The sequence below is a fragment of the Streptomyces sp. NPDC096012 genome, assembly GCF_040426375.1.
Taxonomy (GTDB): Bacteria; Actinomycetota; Actinomycetes; order Streptomycetales; family Streptomycetaceae; genus Streptomyces.
In genome coordinates this window covers 39063-61150 of the sequence record NZ_JBEOTD010000033.1, presented here as the reverse complement: position 1 = coordinate 61150, position 22088 = coordinate 39063, and the positions used below count along the sequence as shown (strand labels likewise).

The following is a 22088-nucleotide window of genomic DNA, read 5'->3' as shown; positions in this document are numbered from 1 at the left end:
ATGCTCCGCCCTCGCGGAGAAAGGCCGTCCCCTGCCGAGCCGATTCGGAGCTCGTGCGGGGCTCCGGTCTCCGAAGGTGGGCCGGGCGGCTCATACAGGACGCTCCAGGCGACCGGTCCCAGCAGGCCGGCGAGCCTCGGGAAGACGCCGAGGAGCAGGTCGCCGATCGTCCACGCCCACCACCCGGCCCGCGTCCGGGACCGGGAGACGGCGGACCCCTGTGCGGCGGAACGTCCGGCAGGCCACCTCCGGCTCGTCGACGGCTTCCACCGTGACGACACGTGGCGACATGACCGCGTCCACCGGGGCCTTCGGATCCAGGCCGCCGCCCGTGCCACGTATGAAGAGGTCGCGGTCGGTGACCGTGCCGTGCAGTGCTCCGTCCTCGACCGCGAGGACGGACGTTGCGGCGCACTCGGCCATCGGCCGGGTCACCTCGATCAGGGAGACATGGGGTTCGACGCACACCGGGCGAACGGCCGTCACCTCGGAGACCTTCATGCGACCACTCCTCGGTGTCCGGTGCCGTCCGATCGGGCCGTTCAGAGAATGTCGAGCAGATCGGCCACCGGCCGCCGTGGGCTCGCGGGGCCTTCGGGGCCGTAGCCGAGCCGGATCACCATCTGGACGTGCGCCATGGACGAGACGGGGTCGCGGACGATCCATCGGATCTCCGGCCATTCCAGGGGCTGGGAGGTGACCGAGGCGACGAGCCCGTCCGCCGTGGCCCGGAGCAGCACCCGCTCCAGTGCCTGTCCCGTGACGAGCCAGTCCAGGGGCGTGTCGCGGGCCGTACCCAGCAGGGCGATGTTCGGGTTCCTCTCGAAGGTCGCCCAGCCGCGTCCGGGCATCGGACGGCCGGCGGCGAAGTCACGCACGGGAGTCGAGGTGCCGCGCTGCCTGGGACCGAACGCCTCGCCCGGGATGCCGTCGGTCATCCCAGCGGCGTGGGGCAGCCGTGTGTGCGTCCAGCGCGCCGTCTCCTCACGCACGTCCGGTGCGAGCGACTCCCTGTCCTCCGCGTCCCGTACCAGTTCGAGGATCTCTTGCACATGCCAAGCCCCGGGGAAGCACAGCTGGGCCCCCTCGTCGCGGGCCGCTTCGGACATCCCCTCCAGTACCGCGCCGGGGATCGGCTCGTCGCGGAAGGGCAGCCGGCTGGAGTGGCGGCGCCGGACAGCAGGGCCCAGCCGGGCGAGCGCCCCGTCGGGCGGTCCGGTGCCGCACAGATGCGCTTCGGCGAGGAACTCCGGGTAGGCCGGGTCGGGCAGCAAGCGGACGAGCGGCGCCAGGCCCGCCGCCGCGGCGGCCACGCGCAGGTTCAGCAGCGCGGCGCCGCAACCGATGTGCAGGCCCCGGCGCTCCGGGTCGGTTCGCGGCAGGCCGCGCTGCAGGTCGGCGTACAGGCGCAGGACGCCGATGCCCCGCAGGTAGCGGAAGGTCCAGGGCTGCGCGTTGTGCAGGGAGGGCGCTGCGGTGGCGTCCGCCACGAGTGCGGTGACGGTCTCCAGGTCGAGAGGTTCTGCGTTCACGGCGGTCCCCTTCGTGACGGGCGTGGGTTTCACCCTGGTGTCGGGACGGCGATGACAGGGCAGGTGGCGTGGTGCAGCACGCCTTGGCTGACCGAGCCCAGCAGCAGGCCGGTGAAGCCCCCACGGCCCCGGGTCCCCACCACCAGACCCAGCGCATGGGCCGACGCATCGGTGAGAACTTTGACGGGATGCCCGAGGACCACTTCGTGGCGCAGGTCGACCTCGGGGAAGCGGGCCCTGCGGCCTGCCACGATCTCGGAGAGCAGGCGCCTGCACTCCCGCTGCGGCTCGGACTCGTCGAAGATCCGGAGCGGTCCGGGCTCCCAGACGAGCAGGGCGCGTAGCTGGGCGCCGCGCAAGGCCGCCTCCTCGAACGCCACGTCGACCGCGGCACCCGAGTGTTCACTGCCGTCGACACCGACGACGAAGTACGACGGCTCCTGGGTGACATGCTCCGGCTCGGGGACGACCACTACAGGACAGCGAGTACGGGCCATGACCGGCAGGGCCACCGCGTGCGAGCCGAACACCTCCTGCCTGCGGCTCAGGTGCCGTGATCCCAGCACCACGGCGGCGGCGCGGCGACTCTGCTCGCGCAACACCCACACCGGTTCGCCCTCCGCGAGCAGGACCTCCACCCCAAGCTGCGGGTACCGGGCCGCGACGAAGTCCGCAGCCTCCTCCAGCACCTGCCGGCCGGCCTTGTGCAGGGCCTCGTTCCACTCCTCCCACGACGGCGGGACCTCCCGCCCGCGGTAGCCCCTGGTGGGCACGCCCTCGACATGGACCAGCCGCAACGGCAACCGCCGGCGGGCGGCCTCGTCGGCCGCCCAGGCCAGTGCCATCCGATGGCCGGGATCAGGATCGAGCCCCACCACGATCGGTCGGCGGTCAGCGGGCCCGGACATGGTCGCCTCCGGCCACCAGATGGCGGATGTACGCGTCGGGACCCGGGAAGTACAGGGTCACCCGTCCGCTGTCGGACCAGCGCACGTCGTAGGGCGGGCCGCCGTCCGGGTGGTGGATGCCGACGATCTCGCCGTCCCGGGCGACGACTCCGGCCGTGGTCCCCCGTACGACGATCTCGTCGCCGACGCGGGCGCGTTTCGAGACATCCGTCGACCGGGGGCCGGTGGCCGGTGCGGCCTGGTCGGCCTTCTTCAGTGGTGTGGGAGCGGACATCGCCCTCACCTCCTCCCTGCGGTGGCGCGGAGGGAATGCTGCCGCCGACTCCATGGAAGTCTTCGGCACCGTCGGCCTGCCAGGGGCCATTGGTCCCGGCCCCGTGGCGGCCCTGTCGGCCCGCCGCTTCGGGGGAACCGGTCAGTGTGTGTGCGCCGAGAGGGGGACGGAGCGGGAAACCGCCGTGTCCGGGGGTGCGACGCGTCCCTCCGTGCGCAGCCGGGCTTCGATGTCGGCGCGCACCGAGGCGGTGAGCCGCGTCAGAGCCTCGGACCACTCCGGCGGGACCGGTTCGGGGTCTTCGATCCGGAGTGCCGGGCCCGGCAGCGCGGCGAGGTCCTCCCGGAATCGCCTGCGGGCGTCCTGCCAGTGGTCAGGCGGCCATGTCCGCCGCCCACCGCGCATGACCGTGCGCAACAGTGGCTGAGCGGAATCCGGAGGCTCTTCCCCGGCCAGGGCGATCACGTCGGGCTGCCCGGGACGGCGGAGGACCTGCTTGCGGCCCGGGGCCGTGACCTTCGCCGAGGACAGTTTCATCACGGGGTGGCCGTCGTACTCGACGAGCTTGTACGCGGTGTCCAGGTAGGGGGCGTCCGCGGCCACACCCACCTTCGTGCCCACCGCGTACACATCGATCGGGGCGCCGGCACGCACCAGGCGGTCGACGCCGTACTCGTCGAGCCCGCCGCTGGCCACGATCTGTACGCCGGTCAGTCCGGCGGCGTCCAGGATGGCGCGTGACCGGCGCGAGAGTTCGTCGAGGTCACCGCTGTCGAGGCGGATGGCGCAGCCAGGTCCGCGTCGGAGTTCGGCCAGGACCCGCGCGGCGGTCCGTACGCCCTCCTCGGTGTCGTAGGTGTCGACGAGGAAGGTGACGGGGCCGGGGTGGGCGCGCGCGAACGCACGGAACGCCTCCTCCTCGCCGGGGAACGCCTCGATGTAGGAGTGGGCCATGGTGCCCGAAGCGGGGATGCCGAGGGCCACTGCCGCGGCCACGTTGCTCGTGCCCGCGAACCCCACCAGGGCACCCAGCCGGGCCGCCTGCAGGCCCGCCCAGGGGCCGTGCGTGCGCGCAGGGAGAAGTCCACGACCGGCCGTCCGGCCGCGGCCAGGACACAGCGCGCCGCCTTCGAGGCGACCACCGTCTGGTGGCACAGCAGGTTCAGCAGGTACGTCTCCACGAGCTGGGCCTGTGGGATCGGTGCGGTCACCTCCAGCAGCGGCTCACCGGCGAACACCACGTGGCCCTCGGGTACGGCGCGCACTTCGCCGTCGAAGGAGAGGCCGAGGAGAGGTTCGAGATCCTGGACAGGACGGTGCAGGGCCTCGGCGAACTCCTCGATGTCCTCCCGTCCCACGCGGAAGTGACCCAGGAAGTCCAGGGCGGACTCCAGGCCCGCGGCAACCAGGAAGCCCCGGCCGGGTGGAAGATCGCGTGCGAAGAGGCTGAAGCTGGCCGGGGCCCGCATGTCCTCCCGGAGGTAGGACATGGCCATGGTCACTTCGTAGAGGTCGGTGGTGGTGACGTCGGACATGGTGATCGCCGCCGAGTGTCTTGGTTCCTTGATTTCCAGTCTGGCCGCGGCGGTTCGGGACGAAAGGGACCTCAGGTCCCGAGACGTGGGCTGTTCGGCCTCGGCGACGGCATCCTCGGAGATCCGGCACGGGAACCGGCGCCGAACCGGCGGCGGACGGGGCCCCTGGGAGCCGCCGTCGGCGGGTGGATGCGCGGCATGCTCAGGAGCCGCCGTGGCCCGCGGCCCAGCGGCGCCGCACCGCTTCTTCGTGCTCCGCCTCCTCCAACGCCAGCTCCGTTACGGCCAGTGTGTTCCGCAGCCGAGGGATCCAGTGCCGGCGCAGGGCACGGACCCGCTGCCGAGTCCGAGCGGCCTCGGCGGCCAAGAGCTCGGCGGCTGCCTGGTGGGCCGCGAGTTCCGCCGCGGCACGGGCCGCGGCACGATAGGCCGTCTCGGCGTGCGCGAGGGCGGTGTTGGACGGCGTCTGTTCCCACGGGGAGCGGACGGGGTCCGTCCAGCTGACCGCTGCCGGGTGGCGTACGCCCATCAGCGCGCCCCACTGGACGTCTACGCGCGCCCGTTCCACCGGCGCCGCCTCGGCCAGCGCGCGTTCGCCGCCGAGCAGCATTCCTCGCACCAGCCAGGTTTCCGCTTCGGCCAGCCCCTGTCGCCACGCCTCGCCCGCCTCCTCGGCCGCTTGGCGTGCCGTGTGTTCCCGGTCCAGCAGGAGCTGGAGCTTGCGGTCCAGGAGGTCCGCTCCGCGAACCGCGGTGGCGAGACTCCGACGCAGCCGCAGGCGCCCGGCCCGGCCCGCCGGAATCCGGTGGCCCCGCGGGCTCACGGTGCCCCCTGGTCCTGCGGCGGAGCATGGGCGTCGAGCAGGTCGGCCGGCAGCATGCCGAGCTGGCTGCGCGGCAGGGTCAGCAGCACCTCCCAGGCCCGGTCCAGCGAGTCGTCCAGCGACCGGTTCTCGTCAGTCCCCTGCGCGAGGAACCGGTGCCGGAAAGCGTCCTCCAGGTCCAGGTGGCGCAGATCGGTCGGACTGAGCGCGGAGCGTCCGATCAGGTCGGCGAGCTCTCTCACCTGCCGGGACCGGGCCAGCGCGGCGATCAACTGCGCCGCGACGGCGGGATGGTCCGCGCGGGTGCGTCCCGCTCCGGTTCCCTTGCGCATCAGCCGCGACAGCGAGGCCAGCGGATCCACGGGCGGATACGGCCCTGCCGCCTGCGCCTCGGCGGACAGCACGATCTGCCCTTCCGTGATGTAGCCGGTGAGGTCCGGGACGGGATGGGTGATGTCGCCCGCGGGCATGGTGAGCACCGGCAGGACGGTCACCGACCCCGGCCGCCCTCTGATGCGGCCACAGCGTTCGTAGAGGGATGCGAGGTCGCTGTAGAGGTACCCGGGATAGGCCCGGCGGGCCGGAATCTCGCCACGCGCGGCGGACACCTCGCGCAGCGCCTCCGCGTAGGCCGTCATGTCCGTCATGACCACCAGGACGTGACGGCCCTCGGTGAACGCGAGGTGCTCGGCCACGGTCAGGGCGAGTCGCGGGGTGAGCAGCCGTTCGATCACCGGGTCGTCCGCGGTGTTGAGGAACAGGACCAGTTCCCTGGCGGCCGAGCGGGCCGCCAGCCCTTCGCGGACGAACGCCGCGTCGGCGTGGGTGAGCCCCATGCCGGCGAACACGACGGCGAACGGCTCCCCTCCACACGTCGCCTGGGCCGCGATCTGCACGGCCAGTTCCAGGTGTGGCAGCCCGGCCGCCGAGAACACCGGCAGCTTCTGGCCCCGCACCAGGGTGGTGAGCACGTCCACGGCCGCCACACCGGTGAGTACTGCCTCGTTCGGTGGTTCCCGGCGTACCGGGTTGATCGGCGCGCCGCCGACCTCCGCGTACGAGCCGCCCAGTACCGGTGGCCCGGCGTCGGCCGGTTCGCCCCGGCCGTTGCACACCCGTCCCAGCCAGCCGGTCCCGACCGGGATCCGCAGCGGCGTCCCGGAGAAGGCGACGCGGGTGCCGGTGCGGTTCATACCGGCCGTGCCCTCCAGGACCTGCACTGTCGCGATGTCGCGGTCCACTTCCAGGACCAGGCCGTGCCGTGGCTCACCGGAGTCGAGGACGATCGTGGCGAACTCGTCCCAGCCGACCCCGCTCACTCCCTCGACGAACAGGAGGGGACCGCGCAGATCCCGCACCCGCGTGTACTCGATGCCCGCAGCGCCGGTCACGCCGCCTCCTTGAGCCGGGTCAACACGGTGTCGCGGGCCGCGGCCACCGGAGCGGTCTCAGCGGGCCCCGCCGTCTCGCGCGCCCGCAGCAGAGGGGTGAAGTCGACCGCTTCGACGGCGTCTGCGGGAACGCCGGAGTCCACCAGTTCCAGGCAGCGGTCGATGATCGTGAGCACGGCCTCCACCAGGGCCGCCGTCTTCTCGGGGGCGCTGTAGGCGTCCGCTGGGGACAGTGCGTTCTGCTGGATCGCGGCCTCGCGCAGCAGCCGTCCGGCGAGCACACTGATCCGTTCCCGGGGCGGCAGCGCCGTGATGCCGACCAGTTCGACGAGGTCGCCGAGCCGGTCCGCCTCCGCCAGCTGCCGCGCCACACGTCCACGCCGCTCGGCCCACTCGGCGTCACCGGCCTGCGCATGGGCGGCGGCCAGCGTGGTGGCGTCCCGGGAGAAGGACTCCGACCAGGACACAGCCGGATAGTGGCGTGCGTAGGCGAGATCGCGGTCCAGGCTCCACAGGCAGCGCACGAAGCGCTCGGTGTGTGCGGTGACGGGCTCGGTGCGGTCGTCGCCCGGTGGAGACACCGCGCCGATCACCGTGACCGAGCCGGTCGCGCCGCCGAGGGTGCGCACGGCGGCGGCCCGCTCGTAGAACGCGGCCAGTTGCGAGGCGAGCCCCGCCGGATAGCCTTCCTCGGCGGGGAGCTCGCCCATACGGGAGGCGAACTCGCGCAGCGCCTCCGCCCAGCGGGAGGTCGAGTCGGCGATCAGAACGACGTCGAGGCCCATGTCGCGGAAGTACTCGGCGACCGTCGCGCCCGTGTGCACCCCGGCTTCGCGGGCCATCATCGGCATGTTGGACGTGTTGGCGATCGTCACGGTCCGTTCGGCCAGACGGCCCCCGGTACGCGGATCGGTCAGCTCCTCCAGCTCCTCGATGACGTCCGCCATCTCGTTGCCGCGTTCGCCGCAGCCGACGTAGACGATGACGTCGGCGTCGCACCACTTGGCGATCTGCTGCAGCAGCATGGTCTTGCCGGTGCCGAAGCCGCCGGGCACGGCCACGGTGCTGCCGCGTGCCACCGGGAAGAGCAGGTCGACGGCCCGCTGCCCGGTGTCGAGGGGCACATCCGCCGGCAACCGCCGGGCGATCGGTCGCGGTCTGCGCACCGGCCAGGACTGCGCCATCCGCACCTCCCGGCCGTCCACCACGGCGAGCACGTCGGCCGGGCGATGATCGCCCCCCGCCGCGATCCAGGTCACCTCACCCGACAGGTCCGGGGGCACCAGGAGCCGCAGCGGCACGCCCGCACCGATCTCCCCGAGGACGTCACCGGCCGCAGCCGACGCTCCCGCAGCCACCCGCGGTGTGAACGACCAGGTGCGCCGGTCCGCCTCGTCCGTCGTCGGTCCGCTCGCCGTGAGCAGGTCGCCGACGGCGGCCAGAGGGCGCAGCAGCCCGTCGAAGACGCCGCCGAGCAGATCCGGTGCGAGCCGCACTGACAGGGGGCGGCCCTGAGGCTCCGCCGGATGTCCGGGTGCGAGTCCGCCGGTGTACTCGTAGGCCTCGACGGTGGCCGTGTCGCCGTGGACGGCGACCACCTCGCCCGGCAGCCGGGTGGCACCCAGCACGACCAGGTCGTGCATGGCCACCGCAGGCGGGCAAGTGATCTCCACGAGGGGGCCGGCGACACGGAGGATCCGTGGGCGTTCCGCGTCGTTCGAAGGGGTGCCGGGCGTGATCCGCGGAAGCACGCGCCTGCCCGACGGGTCCGGCGAAGGGGTGCCGGAGGTGGTCATGCCGGCTCCCACAGCGTCTCGGCCCGGGCACCCAGCCGGTCCAGAGCGCGATCGGCAAGGGCGTCCGCCGACAGGTCGACCCGGCGGCCGGGCACCTCGGCCGTCACCCCGCCCTCCGTTGCCGCCGTGATCCTTGCCTGCGGGCCCAGCAGTTCGCGTGCCGCCTCCGCGCAGCGGCGCCGCAGAGACGCGTCCTCCGTCAACTCCCTTCGGACACCCGCGCGGACCGCGGCTCCGAGTGCCGTGTAGACCTCGGCCCTGGCCGCCAGTTCTGCCGCCCAGGCGTCCTGGACCGCCCGCACCCGTTCCCGAGCCGCCTCGGCGGCACCGTCGGCTCTGCCGAGGTCCCGGGCCCGTGCGAGCACCGCGTCGGCCGTCGCACGGGCTGAGCGCAGGGTTTCCTCCGCGTCGGCCCGAGCGCGGCTGCGCACGGCGTCCGCGGAGGCCCGTGCCGCGCGCAGCAGTTCGGCGCGTACGGGGCTCAGTGCGTCCACGGGCGCGGTCATCCGGGCATCACCACCGTCAGCGGCCGGGACGGGGCCGGCGCCGTGGCCGCGCCGCCCAGCGCTGCGGCGGCCTCGGCCGTGAGGATCACGAGGCCCACCGTTCGGGGCAGCGTCCGCCAGGCACGGCGGACGGCGTCCGGATCCTCGGCGACGAGCACGTCGACCCCCGCCAGCGCCAGACCGGACACGCTGGTCCGTGTGCCGATGGCGGCCACGGTAGCCATCGTCATGCCTTTCCGATCAGCAGGATCGCGACCACCAGCCCGTACACCGCGATGCCTTCCGCCAGACCGACGATCACCATCGCCCGGCCGAACATCTCCGGCCGCTCGCTCAGCGCGGCCAGCGCCGCGGCGCCCGTGTAGGCGACGGCGATCGCGGCTCCTATCGACGCGCCGGCCACCGCGATGGCCGCCCCGATCAAGGCGGATCCGTTGACCCCACCGGACGCGGCGGCCTGCGCCGAGGCCTGTGCCGGACCCGCCAGCGCGGTGGCCAGGACGACGAGCGCGCCGCCCAGGAGGGCGAGATTCGTGGCCAGCAGCCAGCGGAAGGCGTGTCTGGTCCGGCGCCGCCGCAGCAGCCGGACGGCGCCGAACACCCCGGCCAGGACCGGGAGGACGATCAGCCAGGTGAGCATGGGATCACCTTCGTAGCGGGGTCGGCAGGCTCCGCCGGGGGAACGTGCCAGGGACGGAACGGTCGGCCCTCCGCCTCGAAGAGCCGCGAGAAGAGTTCGTAGAACTCCAGCCGCAGCGCCTGCACACCGGCCACCAGGGCTTCCAGGCCGAAGGTCACGGCCGTGCCGACGACGAACAGGAGGGCGGCGCCCACGACTCCGGCGGCGCCGCGGCCGGCCAGGCCGGTGGTACCGCGCCACACCAGGTCGGCGAGCGCGGCATGGGTCAGGCCGAACGCGGCCAGTCGGGCGAAGGAGAGTGTGTTGGAGCCGGTCCGTACGACGACGTCGAACAGCCGCACCACCGTCTCGGCGAGTCCCGCGCCCCCGCCCGCGGTGGCCCGGAACAGGCCGAAGCCCACCAGCGCCAGCCCGGTCACGGCAAGAGCTGCTCCGGCGACGGCCGGAACCTGCCGATGCAGGACCAGTCCCGCCGCGGCCAGAACGAGGCCCAGATAGAAGAGCAGCCCGGCACAGCCGGACGCCGAGTACAGCGCCGAGCCCCAGCCGCCCTCACGCACCCGGTTCACCGCCCCGGCGGCGTGTGCGAGGGCCAGCAGACCAGCACCGAACACCACGGCGGCGGCCAGCAGGCGCGCAGGACTCTCCAGGGGGCTCAGCCACAGCACCGGCAGCAGGCCCGTCGGCCCGAAGAACTCGCCGTAGGCGGCTCCCGCCACCATGGAAGCGACGCCCGCACCCGCGAGGAACGGCCACAACCGGCTCAGCCCGGCCAGCCGGCGCGGCCACCCGAGGCGCAACGCGACCGCGCCGAGGACCAGCAGCGCCCCGTGCCCCACGTCGCCGAACATGATCCCGAACATCGCGATGTAAGCGAGGCCCGCCGGCCATGAGGGATCGACGTCTGCGTAGGCGGGTGTCCCGTACGTGACCACCAGCGGGGTGAAGGAGGCGGCCCGGCCCGGGCGCAGGAGCGTCGGCGGATCGGTTCCGGGTGGGGACGGCAGCGGCAGCAGCGCGCCTCCCGCAGCGGCCAGGCGTCCGGCGACGCGGGGTACCTCGGCGGCCGGGCACCACCCGGCGAGCGCGGCTATCCCTCCCTGCCGTACGGCGCCCTCCGCGCGCTCCTCCAACTGGGCCTCGCCCGCCAGCAGTGGGACGTCCGCACGGCGTTCGAGCAGGTCGAGGTCGGGCGCCTCGGAGGAGAGAACCGCTGTCACGGCGCTTTCAGGGCCGGCTGCCGTGCCCCGTGCCCGCAATCGCCCCAGTCGTGCGGCCGCCGCCCCTGGAGCCGCTTCCTCGGCGCGGTCCAGTTCCACGCAGCCCTCCTCGGCGATGCGCACCAGAGCGTCCCGCAGGGCCGCCTGCGGCACGACCACCGCCACACGGCGCATCCGGACCGGCGTCACCGCCTCAGACCAGGGCATCGAACACCTCCCCGGGCCGTCCCCCGCGCGCCGCCGACTCCAGCGCCGCCCGCACCCGCCACGCGTCCACGGACAGCAGCGCCACCGCACCGACGACCACCCGGGACCCGTACCGCCCCTCACGCACCAACGCCGCGGCGTCAGCCTGCACCGTCCGCCACCAGCGGGCCTCCGCCCGCCACAGCTCACCCGGCTCGTCGATGTCCTGCAGGGCCCAGCCCGCGGACGACGGCAGACGCTCGCGGAACTCCTGGTAGGTGGCGGCGGCCGTCGCCCGCCTCCCGAGCAGCCGCGCCGCATCGTGCAGTACGGGCTCCGGCAGAGAGCGGTGATGTACGAACAGTTCCCGGGCTGCCAGCAGGACAGCGCGTCCCCGGGCCCAGCGGTGCGCGGGCTGTACGGCGACAGCGGTGCGGCGCAGGGCGGCCATCCGCATACCGGTGACCAGGGCCCACGGAGTGTCGCCGCCCGGGTCGCCCCAGGGCGAGGCCGCGAGCGCGGCCCGTATGTCGGCGGGTGTCCCGGCGTGTTCCAGAGTTCGCCAGGCGGTTTCCAGAGCCCCGAGCCTGTAGGGCTCCAGAGCCTCCGAGCGGCGGCCGTCCGGTGCGGGCAGCCGGGAGGCCACGTTGGCGATCTCGAACCCGGCGGCGAGTGGAACCAACAGGCGGGCACCGCCCCGGGGCAGCCAGCCGGCCAGTACCCGCAGGTGCCACAGGAGGGTGGCGGACACCGCCCGCTGGGCCTTACGCACGTCCGTCGCCGTCCGCGTGTGTCTCGCATACGGCGTGGTCGCCAGGCGTTGCAGGGCGTCTTCGAACGTCGGACCACGCGCGATCTCCCGTACCCCGGGGGTGCCCGGACACCGGCCGACGAGGGCCTTCGCGCGCACGGTTCCGGCGACCCATCCGGCACTCATGGCTCTTTCCGCTCCCCGCCCGGCAGGCGCAGGGCGTCGGCCACAGCGAGATCCACCAGGTGGGGCATACGTTCCACGGCCCGTTCGCGGATCGCCGAGGCAGCGCGGTCTCCGGCGGCGCGGAGGGCGTCCGCCACGTGCCGCGCTTCCCGCAGGAGGGGTTCCGCAGCCCGCCGGCGAACCTCGGGAGCGTGCTCCCGCGCGGCGTCCACCATGCGTGCCGCCTCTCGCGCGGCGTTCTGCCGCAGTGCCTCGGCCTCCTGCTCGGCGGCTGCCCGGATCCGCGCCGCCTCCTGCTGGACGTCTGCCAGCCGGGCGAGGGCGGGCTCCAGTTCCGCGGCGCGTTCCGACGTACGGTCGGCGGGCACGCCGGTGGCGGACGCTCCTGGCGTGCCCGCCGGACGGAACCGCTCCAGGAAGTCCCGCAAGCTCATCGGCGGCCTCCTGCCGGTCGGCTGCTCCTCCAGTCTCACGGTTGCCGTTCCGGACCGCACCGGATAGGGCCGTCACGCCGTTCCACCGGGGCCGTTCGGCTCTTGGCACGGGAAGCGAGGGCGCAGGACCGGCTCCGGATCCATGGCAAGGCCCGTGGTGACCTCGCCACCGGCCTGATGACACGTCCCGCGATCACGGTGCTCCCCGGCGCGACCGTTCCCGAGGGGGGCCTGGCTCGCCGCGCCACGGGGACGAGGGCGGTGTCGCGGACCCGCCCGGTGACCGTCACGACACCGTCGTGCACCTCCACCTGGAGGGTCGGCGACGGCGGCGGGAAGAGGCACGAGGCACTCTCGTGCCGCCGGAGGCGGGCCAGGGGCAGGCCGGCCCCTGGCCCGCCTCCGGCTGTCGCATGGCGGAGGGTCGGCCGGTCCCCGAACGGGCCGTGTGGCCCCTGACGCGGCCGGCGCCGCGGCGCCACGCTGGCAGTGGAACCCTCGCACCCGGAGGTGGAGATCATGTCCCGCACCGTCACCCTCGGCCTCGACGACTCGCCCGAAAGCCGGGCCGCTGCCGAGTGGGCGGCTCGCGAAGCCCTGCTGCGTGGTCTGCCCCTGAAGATCGTGCATGTCCAGGAGCCGACGCCCCGGTACACCGCCCGGACCCCGTTGCTGGACCTCGAGCGATACCGGCGCTGGGCGGAGCAGTCGACACACGAGTCCGCGGAGGGGATCCGGCTGCGCCACCCGGGCATCGAAGTGATCACCGAGCAGCTCACGGGGACCGTGGCCGACGTCCTCTGCGAGGCGGCGGGCTTCGCCGAACTGCTGGTCCTGGGATCGCGGGCGCTCGGTGGACTGCAGGGGTTCGTGGTCGGCTCGGTGAGTCTGGGGATCGTGGCCCGTGCCGAGCGTCCGGTGGTGCTGGTGCGCGCGGAGGAACAGGCCGCCGACGAGCACGGGATGGACCCGGTGGGCGTACCGTCCGCCGCCGCGCCGTTCCGTCCGGTCGTGCTGGGCCTCGACATCGATCAGCCGGACGACACGCTGCTGGAATTCGCCTTCGACGCGGCGGCTCGCCGGAAAGCTGCTCTTCGGGCCGTCCACGCCTGGCCCGAACCGCCCACGTCCTTCTACCGCTTCCCCGGTGACGCGGAACTCCACGACACGCTCGAGCGCGGACAGGCCTCCCTGCTGAGCAAGGTGCTGCGTCCGTGGCGGGAGAAGTTCCCGGACGTCGAGGTGATCGAGGCGAGCCGGTGCGGCAGCGCGCCGCAGGTCCTCGCCAATGATTCCCGTGACGCCTCCCTGGTGGTCGTCGGCCGGCGTATCCGCACCGGCTTCTTCGGTGCTCACATCGGCCATGTCACGCACTCGGCCCTGCACCACATCACCGCCCCCGTCGCGGTCGTCGCACACGGCTGAGCCGCCACCCCGAGGAGGCGAACCCATGAAGGCATCACCCGCACGGGCCTTCGGCGAGCCCGCGGACCTCCCGGTCGTCGTCGGCATCGACGGCTCCGAACCGAGCATGAGGGCAGTGGACTGGGCTGCCGACGAGGCGGCGCTTCGCGGGGCGTCACTCCGACTGGTGTACGCCTCGCTCTGGGAGCGCTACGAGGGCATGTCCCTGGCCCACGACCTCGGTAAGCCCTCGGAGGAGGTGATGGCCGAGGACATCGTCGAGACCGCCGAACGGCGTGCCCACCACCGGCAGCCAGGCGTGAAGGTCACCACCGACGTGCTGCCCGAGGAAGCCGGGTACGGCCTGATCCGGGAGACCCACAGCGCCCTCGCCACGGTCCTGGGCTGCCGAGGCCGCAGCGGTGTGACCGAGGCACTGCTCGGCTCCGTGAGCCTCACGGTGGCCGGGCACGCGCACTGCCCGCTGATCGTCGTGCGCGGCAGCCACGACAACCGCTCCGGTGCACGCGGTCGCATAGTCCTGGGGGTGGGCGAGAAACGGGCAGGCTCGGCCGCCGTACGTTTCGCGGTCGAGGAGGCTCTGCTGCGCGAGGTCCCTCTGGAGGCCGTGCGCGCCTGGCGTCGACCGCTGCACGAGCCAGGTGCGCATCCCCTGCTCGTCGGCGAACCGGCCCACCACCAGGAGCAGCGGGCCGCCGAACTGGTGGAGGAGGCACTGCGGGACATCCCGGCCGGCCTGCAGGTGCACCGCCGTACGATCGAGGGCTTTGCCCGCGACGCCCTGCTGGCGGTGTCCCGCGAAGCCGATCTGTTGGTCGTCGGCGCCCGGCGCCGCCAGGGCCACTTCGGGTTCCAGCTCGGCCGCGTCGCCCACGGGGTGCTCCACCACGCGGCCTGCCCGGTGGCCGTGGTACCGGAGCCTTCCTGAACCCTTGAAGACGGCAAGCACGATGTTGATCGCGGACAGCCGGGCGACCGCCTCGGCCACGAGCCCGGACACGGACGCCGGCAGGGCCCATGGGTCCCATCGGCCTCTTGATGCGGCCAGAAGCCGCTGCACCCATGAAAGTGACGTGGCTCCGTCGCACGCCGTCGCGGTATCGAAGCCGCCCTGCCAGGGGCCGGTGAGCCTCTGGCCACGGTCTGAGCAAAGGGCCGGAAGGCCCAAGCGAAACTCCCGCACACCGCCCAGCCTGAACATGCGGGGTGTTTCCCGGCACCGTCCCGGAGTCCGGCCCGCGTCCCTCGTCGTACGCCCCGGACCACTGGTCCCCAGCACACAACAGGGGTGAAGCGCGATGAAAGGCTTCGTCTTCCACGGTCCCGGACATGCCTCCTGGCGGGAACCCGCCGTCAAGGAACCGGCCGACGCGATCGTGAAGGTCGGCGTCGTGACGGCCCGCGGGACCCTCAAGGGTGACGTGCCCGAGGTGCGCGGTGCCGGGCCTCGAGGCGGTCGGCGGAATCCTCGAGGTGGGGAGCGAGGTGTGCACCGTACGCCCCGGGGACCGGGTGCCTGCGCGCCGGAAGTGGTGCCGGGCGGGGAGCAGCACGCTGAAGCAGCCGTTCCCGCGGCCTGATCGAGGAGGATGTGACGGCCATGACCGAACAGACGGGCGCGCATGTCACGACGGAGGCGCCACTGGGCGACCTGGGCCGCCGCCTGGCCACCCAGCGGGCCCGACTCGATCTGACACGCACGCAGACGGCCGCGCGTGCCGGCATGGCCGTCGGCTACCTCCGATACCTGGAAGAGCATCCCGGTGCCGTCCCCGGCCCTGGCGTGCTGCACCGGCTGGCCGAGGCGCTGGAAACCACCGTGACCGAGCTGACCGGCGGTGCGGCCGACGTGCCGTCCGGCCTCGGACGCGCCGCCCGTGACCCCCGCTTCACCGAATTGAGCGCCGGCGAGTGCCAGACCTTGCTGGGGTCCCATGGGGTCGGTCGGCTGGCGGTCCCCACGCCGTCCGGACCGGAGATCGTACCGGTCAACTACAGCATCGTGGATGGTGAGATCGTCTTCCGGACCGCCACCGGCGCCACGCCGGCGCTGGCCGACGGCCGCCAGGTGTGCTTCGAGGTCGACCGCATCGACGACGCGTTCAGCCAGGGCTGGAGTGTCCTGGTGCACGGCGTCGGGCGGTTGGTGCTGAACCCGCGACAGCAGCGCCGGTACGAGGAGAAGGCACACAGCAAGCCATGGGCGGGCGGAAACCGTGATCGGTGGATGCGCATCGACACCGGCATGGTCACGGGACGCAGGATCATGGTGTGAGCGGCTGCTGCTTCATCACGACGGAGGTTGCAGGACGAGTGGCTCGATACTCGTACTGCCTCCGCCGCGTACGTAACCGACGCCGGCCGGTCGTCCGCGCCGCGCCGCCCGTCTCGGTGAGGAGGACGCCGGAGACCAGCTCGGGACGGATGCGCACCGCCTGGTCCATGGGTTCCATCGGCACCCAGGGCTGCAGCAGGCCACGGATGCGCTCCAGTTCAACCGGGTCGGTCACCAGCTGGGCGTACCCGGTGACGACCACGCTCCAGCCGAGATGGGTGTCCGGGTCGATGGCATCGGCCTCGTACGCGACGACGACGCCCGTGCCGCCGGTTTCCTGCGCGTGGGACGTGAGCGCGGCACCCTCGTGGGTGCGGATGACGATGTCCCCGTCGTCCAGGACGTGGTTGACCGGGCGGACGGCGGGCAGAGCCTGCCGGGTGAAGACGATCCTTCCCAGCGACACGCTGCCCAGCAACCGCAGCGCCTCGCCGTGGTCGAGGTCGACGCGCCGATGTGCTCGCATCCCACCGGTTGCCATGACGTGCCTCCCTTCCGCTGCGGGTCGAGCCCGTCCCCTGCCGATGAGGGGACCGTGGCCCCGTCACCTACTGTCACTGGCGTCCATGTCCGCCAGCGCCGCCCGGCCCGCCTCGAGACGGGCCACCGGGACGCGGAACGGCGAGCACGACACGTAGTCCAGGCCGGCCTCGTGGAAGAAGTGGATCGATCCGGGGTCGCCGCCGTGCTCGCCGCAGACACCGGTCTCCAGGTCCGTGCGGGCCGCACGGCCCTCCTCGACGGCGATGTGGACCAGTCGGCCGACCCCCTCCCGGTCGAGCGTCTCGAACGGTGAGGCGGTGAAGACGCCCTTGTCCAGGTAGGCCGAGAAGAACGCGGCCTCCACGTCGTCACGGGAGAAGCCCCACGTGGTCTGGGTGAGGTCGTTGGTGCCGAAGGAGAAGAACTCCGCCTCCTCGGCGATCCGGCCCGCCGTGAGCGCCGCCCGGGGCAGTTCGATCATCGTGCCGACAGGACAGTGGACAGGAGTGCCGGTCTCCGCGCCGACCTCGGCCAGAACGCGGGCCACCTCCTCGCGGGCGAGTCGCAGTTCCTCGACGGCTCCGACGAGCGGCACCATGATCTCCGCATGCGGAGAGCCACCCGCCCGGGTGCGCTCGACGACCGCCTCGGCGATCGCCCGTACCTGCATCGCGACCAGTCCCGGTACCACCAGGCCGAGCCGCACGCCCCGCAGGCCCAGCATCGGGTTCTCCTCGTGCATCCGGTTCACCGCTGCCAGCAACTCCACCTGGTGTGCGTCGGGTTGCCGGCCCGTGGCCTTGGCGGCGGCGATGCGGACGGCCAGGTCGGTGCGGTCGGGCAGGAACTCGTGGAGCGGCGGGTCGAGCAGCCGGACGGTGACCGGGAAGCCGTCCATCGCCTCCAGGATGCCCGTGAAGTCGCGCCGCTGGAGCGGCAGCAGAGCCGCCAGCGCGCGGTCGCGGTCGGCATCCGTTCGGGCGAGGATCATCTCCTCGACCAGTTTGCGCCGCTCGCCGAGGAACATGTGCTCCGTGCGGCACAGCCCGATCCCCTGGGCCCCGAACCTCCGGGCGCGGGCAGCGTCCTCGGGGGTGTCGGCGTTGGCGCGGACCTCCAGGCGCCGAACGGCGTCGGCGTGGTCCAGCACCCGGGCCACCGCGGAGACCACGCCGTCGGCCCGCTCACCGCTCTCCAAGTAGCGCATGGTCGCCGACGCGACCAACGGGACCGCCCCGAGGTACACGTCACCGGTGGAACCGTCCACCGAGATCACGGTGCCCTCCTCGACGGCGCTGCCGTCACGGGCGGTGAAACGCCGCGCCTCCGCGTCGACGGTGATGTCCTGCGCCCCGCACACGCACACCTTGCCCATGCCACGGGCGACGACGGCCGCGTGGCTGGTCTTGCCGCCCCGGCCGGTCAGCACCGCCTGCGCGGCCACCATCCCGGGCAGGTCGTCGGGCGTCGTCTCCTCGCGGACGAGCACGACCTCCTCGCCGGCCGCGGCACGCCGTACGGCCTCCGCGGAGTCGAACACCGCCGCACCCACCGCGGCGCCCGGCGACGCCGGCACACCGCGGACGAGCGTCTCACCGGCGGCAGCGGTGTCGAAGCGCGGGAACATCAGCCGGGCCAACCCGTCACCGCTCACCCGCGCCAGGCACTCGTCGGAACCGATGAGACCTTCCCGCACCAGCTCGGTGGCGATCGCGAAGGCGGCCTCGGCCGTGCGCTTGCCCACCCGGGTCTGCAGCATCCACAGCGTTCCGCGCTCGACGGTGAACTCGATGTCGCACAAGTCGCGGTAGTGCCGCTCCAGTGTCTGCGCGTGATCGCGCAGCTGCCGGTACGAGTGCGGGTCCAGCCGCTCCAGCTCGGCCAGCGGCACGGCGTCCCGCACGCCCGACACGACATCCTCGCCCTGCGCGTTCGGCAGGTAGTCGCCGTACAGACCGGGGCGCCCGGTGGCCGGGTCGCGGGTGAAGGCGACCCCGCTGCCGGAGTCGGGGCCGAGGTTGCCGAACACCATGCGCTGGACGGTGACGGCGGTGCCCAGGTCGTCCGGGATGTGTTCGCGCCGCCGGTACAGCACGGCGCGTTCCGCGTTCCAGGACCGGAACACGGCGAGAATCGCCTGCTGGAGCTGCTCGGCGGGGGACTGGGGGAAGTCGCGGCCGGTCTCGTCCCGGATCAGGTTCTTGTAGGTCCCCACCAGCCATGCGAGGTCGCTCGCGTCGAGATGGAGGTCGTCGGGGGCCCCGCGGGCGTCCTTCAGCTGGGTCATGGCCTCGTCGAACAGGGCCGGATCGACTCCCATCACCGTGCTGCCGTACATCTGGACGAGCCGGCGGTAGGAGTCCCAGGCGAAGCGCTCGCTGCCGGACACCTTGGCCAGGCCGAGCACGGAGTCGTCGTCGAGGCCGATGTCGAGAACCGTCTCCATCATGCCGGGCATGGAGAAACGCGCCCCGGAGCGGACGGACACCAGCAGCGGGTCGTCCCGCTGCCCGAGCGGCCGCCCGGCACCCGTCTCCAGCGCCGAAAGGTGCCGGGAGACCTCCGCCGACATGCCCTCCGGTTCCTCGCCGGTGGCCAGGAACGCGCGGCAGGCTTCGGTGGAGACGATGAACCCCGGCGGTACCGGCAGCCCCAGCCGGGTCATCTCGGCCAGGTTCGCACCCTTGCCACCGAGCAGGTCGGCCAGGTCGCGGCCACCATCCCGGAAGTCGTACACATAACGGGCCATGACGCCACTCCTCGGCTTCGAGCTCTCGCTACCTCCCAGCCTGGGAGGGAGCGGTGCGCCGGGGCAGGTGCCCTCCGTCCCACAACGGTGGGCCGACCGGCCCTGAGGGGTGGGAGCGCGTCCCGTGCCGCCGTAGGAAGACCGTTCCCGGACGCCTGCGACGGCCGCGCTGCGTCAATCGGCACAGGCTGGCTAATGTGGGTAGTGACCGCGACAGTCCGGACTCGTGTGCGAGGGGCATGGAGGCGTGTTGTGGCAAGCGCAGAAGAGCCCCGTGTACGACTGCCGCAGCTGAAGCTGGACGAGCTGCTGGAGGAGCTGCAGGCGCGGATCGCTGCGGCCCGCGGCACCCGGGACCGGGTGCACAGCCTGCTCGGGGCGGTGCTCTCCGTCGGCCGCGAACTCGACCTCGAACAGGCGCTGCACTCCATCGTCGAGGCGGCCGCCGCGCTGGTCGACGCCGAATACGCCGCCCTCGGCGTCATCGGACCCGACGGCAGATCCCTCTCGGCCTTCCTCACCGTCGGGGTGACCGAGGAGCAGATCGCCGAGATCGGTCCCTTCCCCGAGGGCCACGGCATCCTCGGTGAAGTGATCCGGCACCCGGAGCCGCTCCGGCTGGAGAAGATCTCCCAGCATCCGGCCTCGTACGGCTTCCCGGCCCACCACCCACCGATGAACAGCTTCCTGGGTGTGCCGATCCGGGTCCGCGATCAGGATTTCGGCAATCTGTACCTGACCGAGAAGCGCGGGGGAGTGCAGTTCGACGAGGAGGACGAGTCGGTGCTGGCCACGCTGGCCGTGGCGGCCGGCATGGCCATCGACAACGCCCGGCTGTACGAGGAGTCCCGGCTGCGCGAGCGCTGGCTGCTGGCGAACGCCGAGATCACCCACAGCCTGATGTCCGGCAGCGAGCACGCCGAGACGCTGAAACTGATCGCCGAACGGGCCCGCGAGATCATGGGGTCGGCCCTGGCGGCGGTGGCGACGCCCATGGAGGCCACCGACTCCCTCACCGTGGAGATCGCCGTGGGCGTGGACGCGGAGGCACACCGGGGGCTGGTGCTGCCCCTGTCCAGGACCCTCATGGGCCTCGCCTTCTCGGCCGCCGCGCCGGTGACCAGCGACGACGTGCGCCAGGACGAGCGGATCTGCCCAGAACCACCTCGCTTCCAGGGGCTCGGCCCCGCCGTGGCCGTCCCCATCGGCACCGGGGAAGGCGGCGTGCGCGGCGTGGTGCTGGTGGCCCGCGAAGCAGGCGCGCAGGTGTTCTCGGGCAAGGAGACCGAGAAGCTGCAGGGCTTCGCCGCGCAGGCCGCGATCGCGATGGAGCTGGCCGAGCGCCGCAAGGACGCCGAGCGGATCGCGGTGCTCCAGGACCGCGATCGGATCGCCCGGGACCTGCACGACCTCGCTATCCAGCGGCTCTTCGCGACCGGCATGACGCTGCAGAGCGCGGGCCGCTTCATCGAGCATCCCGAGGCCGCCGAGCGGGTGCTGCGGGCCGTGGACGACCTGGACGAGACCATCAAGATCATCCGTTCGGCGATCTTCGGGCTGCGCGCCCGTGCGGGCGCCGCCGACACCGGGCTGAGGGCCCGGGCCGTGGACGTCGTCGGCGAAAAGACCCCGTTGCTGGGTTTCACGCCCAGCGTGCGCATCGAGGGCCTGCTCGACACCGACGTCCCGCCGGAGATCGCCGACCACGTCGTGGCCGTCCTCTCCGAGGCCCTCACCAACATCGCCCGCCATGCCCATGCCGACCGGGCCCAGGTCGCCCTGACGACCGACGGCCGGGAGGTCTCTCTCACGGTCGCGGACAACGGCGTGGGTATCGCGCCCGACGGCCGCCGCAGCGGGCTGCGCAACATCGCCGAACGCGCGGAGCAGTTGGGCGGGCACCTCGACGCGTCCAGCCCCGACGGGGGTGGTGCCACACTGCGCTGGCGGGTGCCCCTGCCCGGTGCATAGGAAAGCGGACCCTCCCTGGTGTGCGGGCGGAGTCCGGCAGTCGGTGTCGAGAGACCACACGGGCAAGGGGGCACAGGGACGGGCCACTCGGGCGATGCCCCGCGACCGCCCGGCGCCACCCATCCGATTCCGTTCGCGGCGCGCCCCGGTGCGGGGCGAGGTCCGGACGGCGGGGTGGCCCACTGAGCGCACACTGCACGTCCACCACGCCCGCGACAGCGCACACACCAGCCGGACGAAGATCTTCCCGGGCTCGAACGAGAGGGCGTCACCCGGCGTCGGAGCCGACGGCGGTAAGCCGGCAGTCCACACCGACGACCCCTTCCACACCCCGGACCAGGCGTGCGGCCAGGGGAATCCGTGCGGCGTCCTCGACGCGACCCGTCAGGGTCGCGACGCCGTCGCCGACGATGATGTGCACCGGTTCGACCGGCGCCGGGAAGAGAACGTCGATGATGTCCCGGCGGATCTCGTCCGCCAGTTCGTTGTCGGGACGCAGGAACACCTTCAGCAGGTCCCCGCGACTGACCACGCCTTCGAGGACGCCCTCGGCATTCACCACGGGCAGCCGTTTGACGTGCCGCAGGGCCATGATCCGCGCCGCCTCGGGAAGCGCGGCGTCTCCATGGACCGTGACGGCGGGGGTGCTCATCAGCTCCTCGGCGGAGACCGCCCCGGCCTTGGCCAGGTCGGGCAGCCGACGCAGCTGGGTGAACCGGTCCGGGTCGCTGTCCCGGAACTCCTCCTTCGGCAGCAGATCGGCCTCGGACACCACTCCGATCACCCGCCCGTCGCCCTCCAGCACGGGAAGGGCACTGACCCTCCACTCCTCCATGCGTTCGACGATGTCCTTGAACAGGGCCTTGCGGCCCACCGCGACGACGGCATGCGTCATCACGTCACTCACCCGGTGCGGCCTGCTCTCCATGCCTTCCTCCCGAAG

Annotated in this window: 18 protein-coding genes and 4 pseudogenes; 5 read left to right on the top strand and 17 right to left on the bottom strand. The window is 72.8% G+C overall.

The window, feature by feature from the left end; translation table 11 throughout:
• Positions 1 to 90: 90 nt before the first annotated feature.
• The 14 genes and pseudogenes from ABVB68_RS27330 to ABVB68_RS27265 all read right to left on the bottom strand — a co-directional run bounded on the left by ABVB68_RS27330 (position 91) and on the right by ABVB68_RS27265 (position 12182).
• Positions 91 to 501, bottom strand: coding sequence for a CBS domain-containing protein (locus ABVB68_RS27330; RefSeq protein ID WP_353603807.1), 411 nt, complete (start codon positions 499 to 501; stop codon positions 91 to 93).
• Positions 502 to 542: 41 nt separating this feature from the next.
• The gene (locus ABVB68_RS27325) at positions 543 to 1532 is read right to left on the bottom strand and encodes an Acg family FMN-binding oxidoreductase (RefSeq protein WP_353603806.1); all 990 of its coding nucleotides are present in this window, start codon (positions 1530 to 1532) and stop codon (positions 543 to 545) included.
• Positions 1533 to 1561: 29 nt separating this feature from the next.
• On the bottom strand, positions 1562 to 2440 hold the full coding sequence (locus ABVB68_RS27320) for a universal stress protein (RefSeq protein WP_353603805.1): 879 nt from the start codon (positions 2438 to 2440) through the stop codon (positions 1562 to 1564).
• Positions 2441 to 2450: 10 nt separating this feature from the next.
• Positions 2451 to 2696, bottom strand: a pseudogene (locus tag ABVB68_RS27315) (DUF1918 domain-containing protein); the annotation flags it as partial.
• A 159-nt stretch (positions 2697 to 2855) separates the two neighbouring features.
• Positions 2856 to 4249 (bottom strand): annotated as a pseudogene (locus tag ABVB68_RS27310) (nicotinate phosphoribosyltransferase).
• A gap of 202 nt (positions 4250 to 4451) precedes the next feature.
• Positions 4452 to 5072 carry a V-type ATP synthase subunit D gene (locus ABVB68_RS27305; RefSeq protein ID WP_353603803.1) on the bottom strand — a complete coding sequence of 207 codons (621 nt, stop codon included), beginning with the start codon at positions 5070 to 5072 and terminating at the stop codon, positions 4452 to 4454.
• Positions 5069 to 6463 (bottom strand): V-type ATP synthase subunit B, encoded by a 1395-nt coding sequence (locus ABVB68_RS27300; RefSeq protein WP_353603802.1) that lies wholly within the window; start codon positions 6461 to 6463, stop codon positions 5069 to 5071. Before ABVB68_RS27300 ends, ABVB68_RS27305 begins: the two co-directional genes overlap by 4 nt.
• A complete protein-coding gene (locus ABVB68_RS27295; RefSeq protein ID WP_353603801.1) occupies positions 6460 to 8259 on the bottom strand; it encodes a V-type ATP synthase subunit A in 1800 nt (599 codons plus the stop codon). Before ABVB68_RS27295 ends, ABVB68_RS27300 begins: the two co-directional genes overlap by 4 nt.
• Positions 8256 to 8765 carry a hypothetical protein gene (locus ABVB68_RS27290; RefSeq protein ID WP_353603800.1) on the bottom strand — a complete coding sequence of 170 codons (510 nt, stop codon included), beginning with the start codon at positions 8763 to 8765 and terminating at the stop codon, positions 8256 to 8258. Before ABVB68_RS27290 ends, ABVB68_RS27295 begins: the two co-directional genes overlap by 4 nt.
• Positions 8762 to 8995 carry a V-type ATP synthase subunit F gene (locus ABVB68_RS27285; RefSeq protein WP_353603799.1) on the bottom strand — a complete coding sequence of 78 codons (234 nt, stop codon included), beginning with the start codon at positions 8993 to 8995 and terminating at the stop codon, positions 8762 to 8764. The genes ABVB68_RS27290 and ABVB68_RS27285 overlap by 4 nt, the downstream gene beginning before the upstream one ends.
• Complete coding sequence (locus ABVB68_RS27280; RefSeq protein ID WP_353603798.1) at positions 8992 to 9405, bottom strand: ATP synthase subunit C; 414 nt, start codon at positions 9403 to 9405, stop codon at positions 8992 to 8994. Before ABVB68_RS27280 ends, ABVB68_RS27285 begins: the two co-directional genes overlap by 4 nt.
• Positions 9390 to 10832 carry a V-type ATPase 116kDa subunit family protein gene (locus ABVB68_RS27275; protein ID WP_353603797.1) on the bottom strand — a complete coding sequence of 481 codons (1443 nt, stop codon included), beginning with the start codon at positions 10830 to 10832 and terminating at the stop codon, positions 9390 to 9392. Before ABVB68_RS27275 ends, ABVB68_RS27280 begins: the two co-directional genes overlap by 16 nt.
• On the bottom strand, positions 10819 to 11748 hold the full coding sequence (locus ABVB68_RS27270) for a hypothetical protein (protein WP_353603796.1): 930 nt from the start codon (positions 11746 to 11748) through the stop codon (positions 10819 to 10821). The genes ABVB68_RS27275 and ABVB68_RS27270 overlap by 14 nt, the downstream gene beginning before the upstream one ends.
• Positions 11745 to 12182: a hypothetical protein gene (locus ABVB68_RS27265; RefSeq protein WP_353603795.1), complete on the bottom strand. Its 438-nt coding sequence runs from the start codon at positions 12180 to 12182 to the stop codon at positions 11745 to 11747. The genes ABVB68_RS27270 and ABVB68_RS27265 overlap by 4 nt, the downstream gene beginning before the upstream one ends.
• Positions 12183 to 12701: 519 nt before the next feature.
• Between ABVB68_RS27265 and ABVB68_RS27260 the strand changes: the two genes are divergently transcribed.
• The 4 genes and pseudogenes from ABVB68_RS27260 (at position 12702) to ABVB68_RS27245 (ending at position 15882) form a co-directional block, all read left to right on the top strand.
• The gene (locus ABVB68_RS27260; RefSeq protein WP_353603794.1) at positions 12702 to 13607 is read left to right on the top strand and encodes a universal stress protein; all 906 of its coding nucleotides are present in this window, start codon (positions 12702 to 12704) and stop codon (positions 13605 to 13607) included.
• A gap of 25 nt (positions 13608 to 13632) precedes the next feature.
• The gene (locus ABVB68_RS27255; RefSeq protein WP_353603793.1) at positions 13633 to 14535 is read left to right on the top strand and encodes a universal stress protein; all 903 of its coding nucleotides are present in this window, start codon (positions 13633 to 13635) and stop codon (positions 14533 to 14535) included.
• Positions 14536 to 14905: 370 nt separating this feature from the next.
• Positions 14906 to 15122, top strand: a pseudogene (locus ABVB68_RS27250) (alcohol dehydrogenase); the annotation flags it as partial.
• An 85-nt stretch (positions 15123 to 15207) separates the two neighbouring features.
• A complete protein-coding gene (locus ABVB68_RS27245) occupies positions 15208 to 15882 on the top strand; it encodes a helix-turn-helix domain-containing protein (RefSeq protein ID WP_353603792.1) in 675 nt (224 codons plus the stop codon).
• Between the two features lie 97 nt (positions 15883 to 15979).
• Here the strand turns inward: ABVB68_RS27245 and ABVB68_RS27240 are convergent.
• Positions 15980 to 16423 (bottom strand): annotated as a pseudogene (locus ABVB68_RS27240) (pyridoxamine 5'-phosphate oxidase family protein); the annotation flags it as partial.
• Between the two features lie 63 nt (positions 16424 to 16486).
• Positions 16487 to 19174, bottom strand: a complete 2688-nt coding sequence (gene ppdK / locus ABVB68_RS27235) for a pyruvate, phosphate dikinase (RefSeq protein ID WP_353603791.1) — start codon at positions 19172 to 19174, stop codon at positions 16487 to 16489.
• A gap of 252 nt (positions 19175 to 19426) precedes the next feature.
• Here ppdK and ABVB68_RS27230 point away from each other — a divergent pair, with 252 nt between their 5' ends.
• Complete coding sequence (locus tag ABVB68_RS27230; RefSeq protein WP_353603790.1) at positions 19427 to 21145, top strand: sensor histidine kinase; 1719 nt, start codon at positions 19427 to 19429, stop codon at positions 21143 to 21145.
• 268 nt (positions 21146 to 21413) lie between these two features.
• Here the strand turns inward: ABVB68_RS27230 and ABVB68_RS27225 are convergent, their stop codons facing one another.
• A complete protein-coding gene (locus ABVB68_RS27225) occupies positions 21414 to 22073 on the bottom strand; it encodes a CBS domain-containing protein (protein ID WP_353603789.1) in 660 nt (219 codons plus the stop codon).
• Positions 22074 to 22088: the final 15 nt, after the last annotated feature.

Excerpts from the sequence above, each read along its gene's own strand:
- ABVB68_RS27330 (WP_353603807.1), bottom strand. The coding sequence starts at position 501 with ATGAAGGTCTCCGAGGTGACGGCCGTTCGCCCGGTGTGCGTCGAACCC.
- ABVB68_RS27320 (WP_353603805.1), bottom strand. The coding sequence starts at position 2,440 with ATGTCCGGGCCCGCTGACCGCCGACCGATCGTGGTGGGGCTCGATCCT.
- ABVB68_RS27295 (WP_353603801.1), bottom strand. The coding sequence starts at position 8,259 with ATGACCACCTCCGGCACCCCTTCGCCGGACCCGTCGGGCAGGCGCGTG.
- ABVB68_RS27290 (WP_353603800.1), bottom strand. The coding sequence starts at position 8,765 with ATGACCGCGCCCGTGGACGCACTGAGCCCCGTACGCGCCGAACTGCTG.
- ABVB68_RS27285 (WP_353603799.1), bottom strand. The coding sequence starts at position 8,995 with ATGACGATGGCTACCGTGGCCGCCATCGGCACACGGACCAGCGTGTCC.
- ABVB68_RS27280 (WP_353603798.1), bottom strand. The coding sequence starts at position 9,405 with ATGCTCACCTGGCTGATCGTCCTCCCGGTCCTGGCCGGGGTGTTCGGC.
- ABVB68_RS27275 (WP_353603797.1), bottom strand. The coding sequence starts at position 10,832 with ATGCCCTGGTCTGAGGCGGTGACGCCGGTCCGGATGCGCCGTGTGGCG.
- ABVB68_RS27270 (WP_353603796.1), bottom strand. The coding sequence starts at position 11,748 with ATGAGTGCCGGATGGGTCGCCGGAACCGTGCGCGCGAAGGCCCTCGTC.
- ABVB68_RS27265 (WP_353603795.1), bottom strand. The coding sequence starts at position 12,182 with ATGAGCTTGCGGGACTTCCTGGAGCGGTTCCGTCCGGCGGGCACGCCA.
- ABVB68_RS27260 (WP_353603794.1), top strand. The coding sequence starts at position 12,702 with ATGTCCCGCACCGTCACCCTCGGCCTCGACGACTCGCCCGAAAGCCGG.
- ABVB68_RS27255 (WP_353603793.1), top strand. The coding sequence starts at position 13,633 with ATGAAGGCATCACCCGCACGGGCCTTCGGCGAGCCCGCGGACCTCCCG.
- ABVB68_RS27245 (WP_353603792.1), top strand. The coding sequence starts at position 15,208 with ATGACCGAACAGACGGGCGCGCATGTCACGACGGAGGCGCCACTGGGC.
- ppdK (WP_353603791.1), bottom strand. The coding sequence starts at position 19,174 with ATGGCCCGTTATGTGTACGACTTCCGGGATGGTGGCCGCGACCTGGCC.
- ABVB68_RS27225 (WP_353603789.1), bottom strand. The coding sequence starts at position 22,073 with ATGGAGAGCAGGCCGCACCGGGTGAGTGACGTGATGACGCATGCCGTC.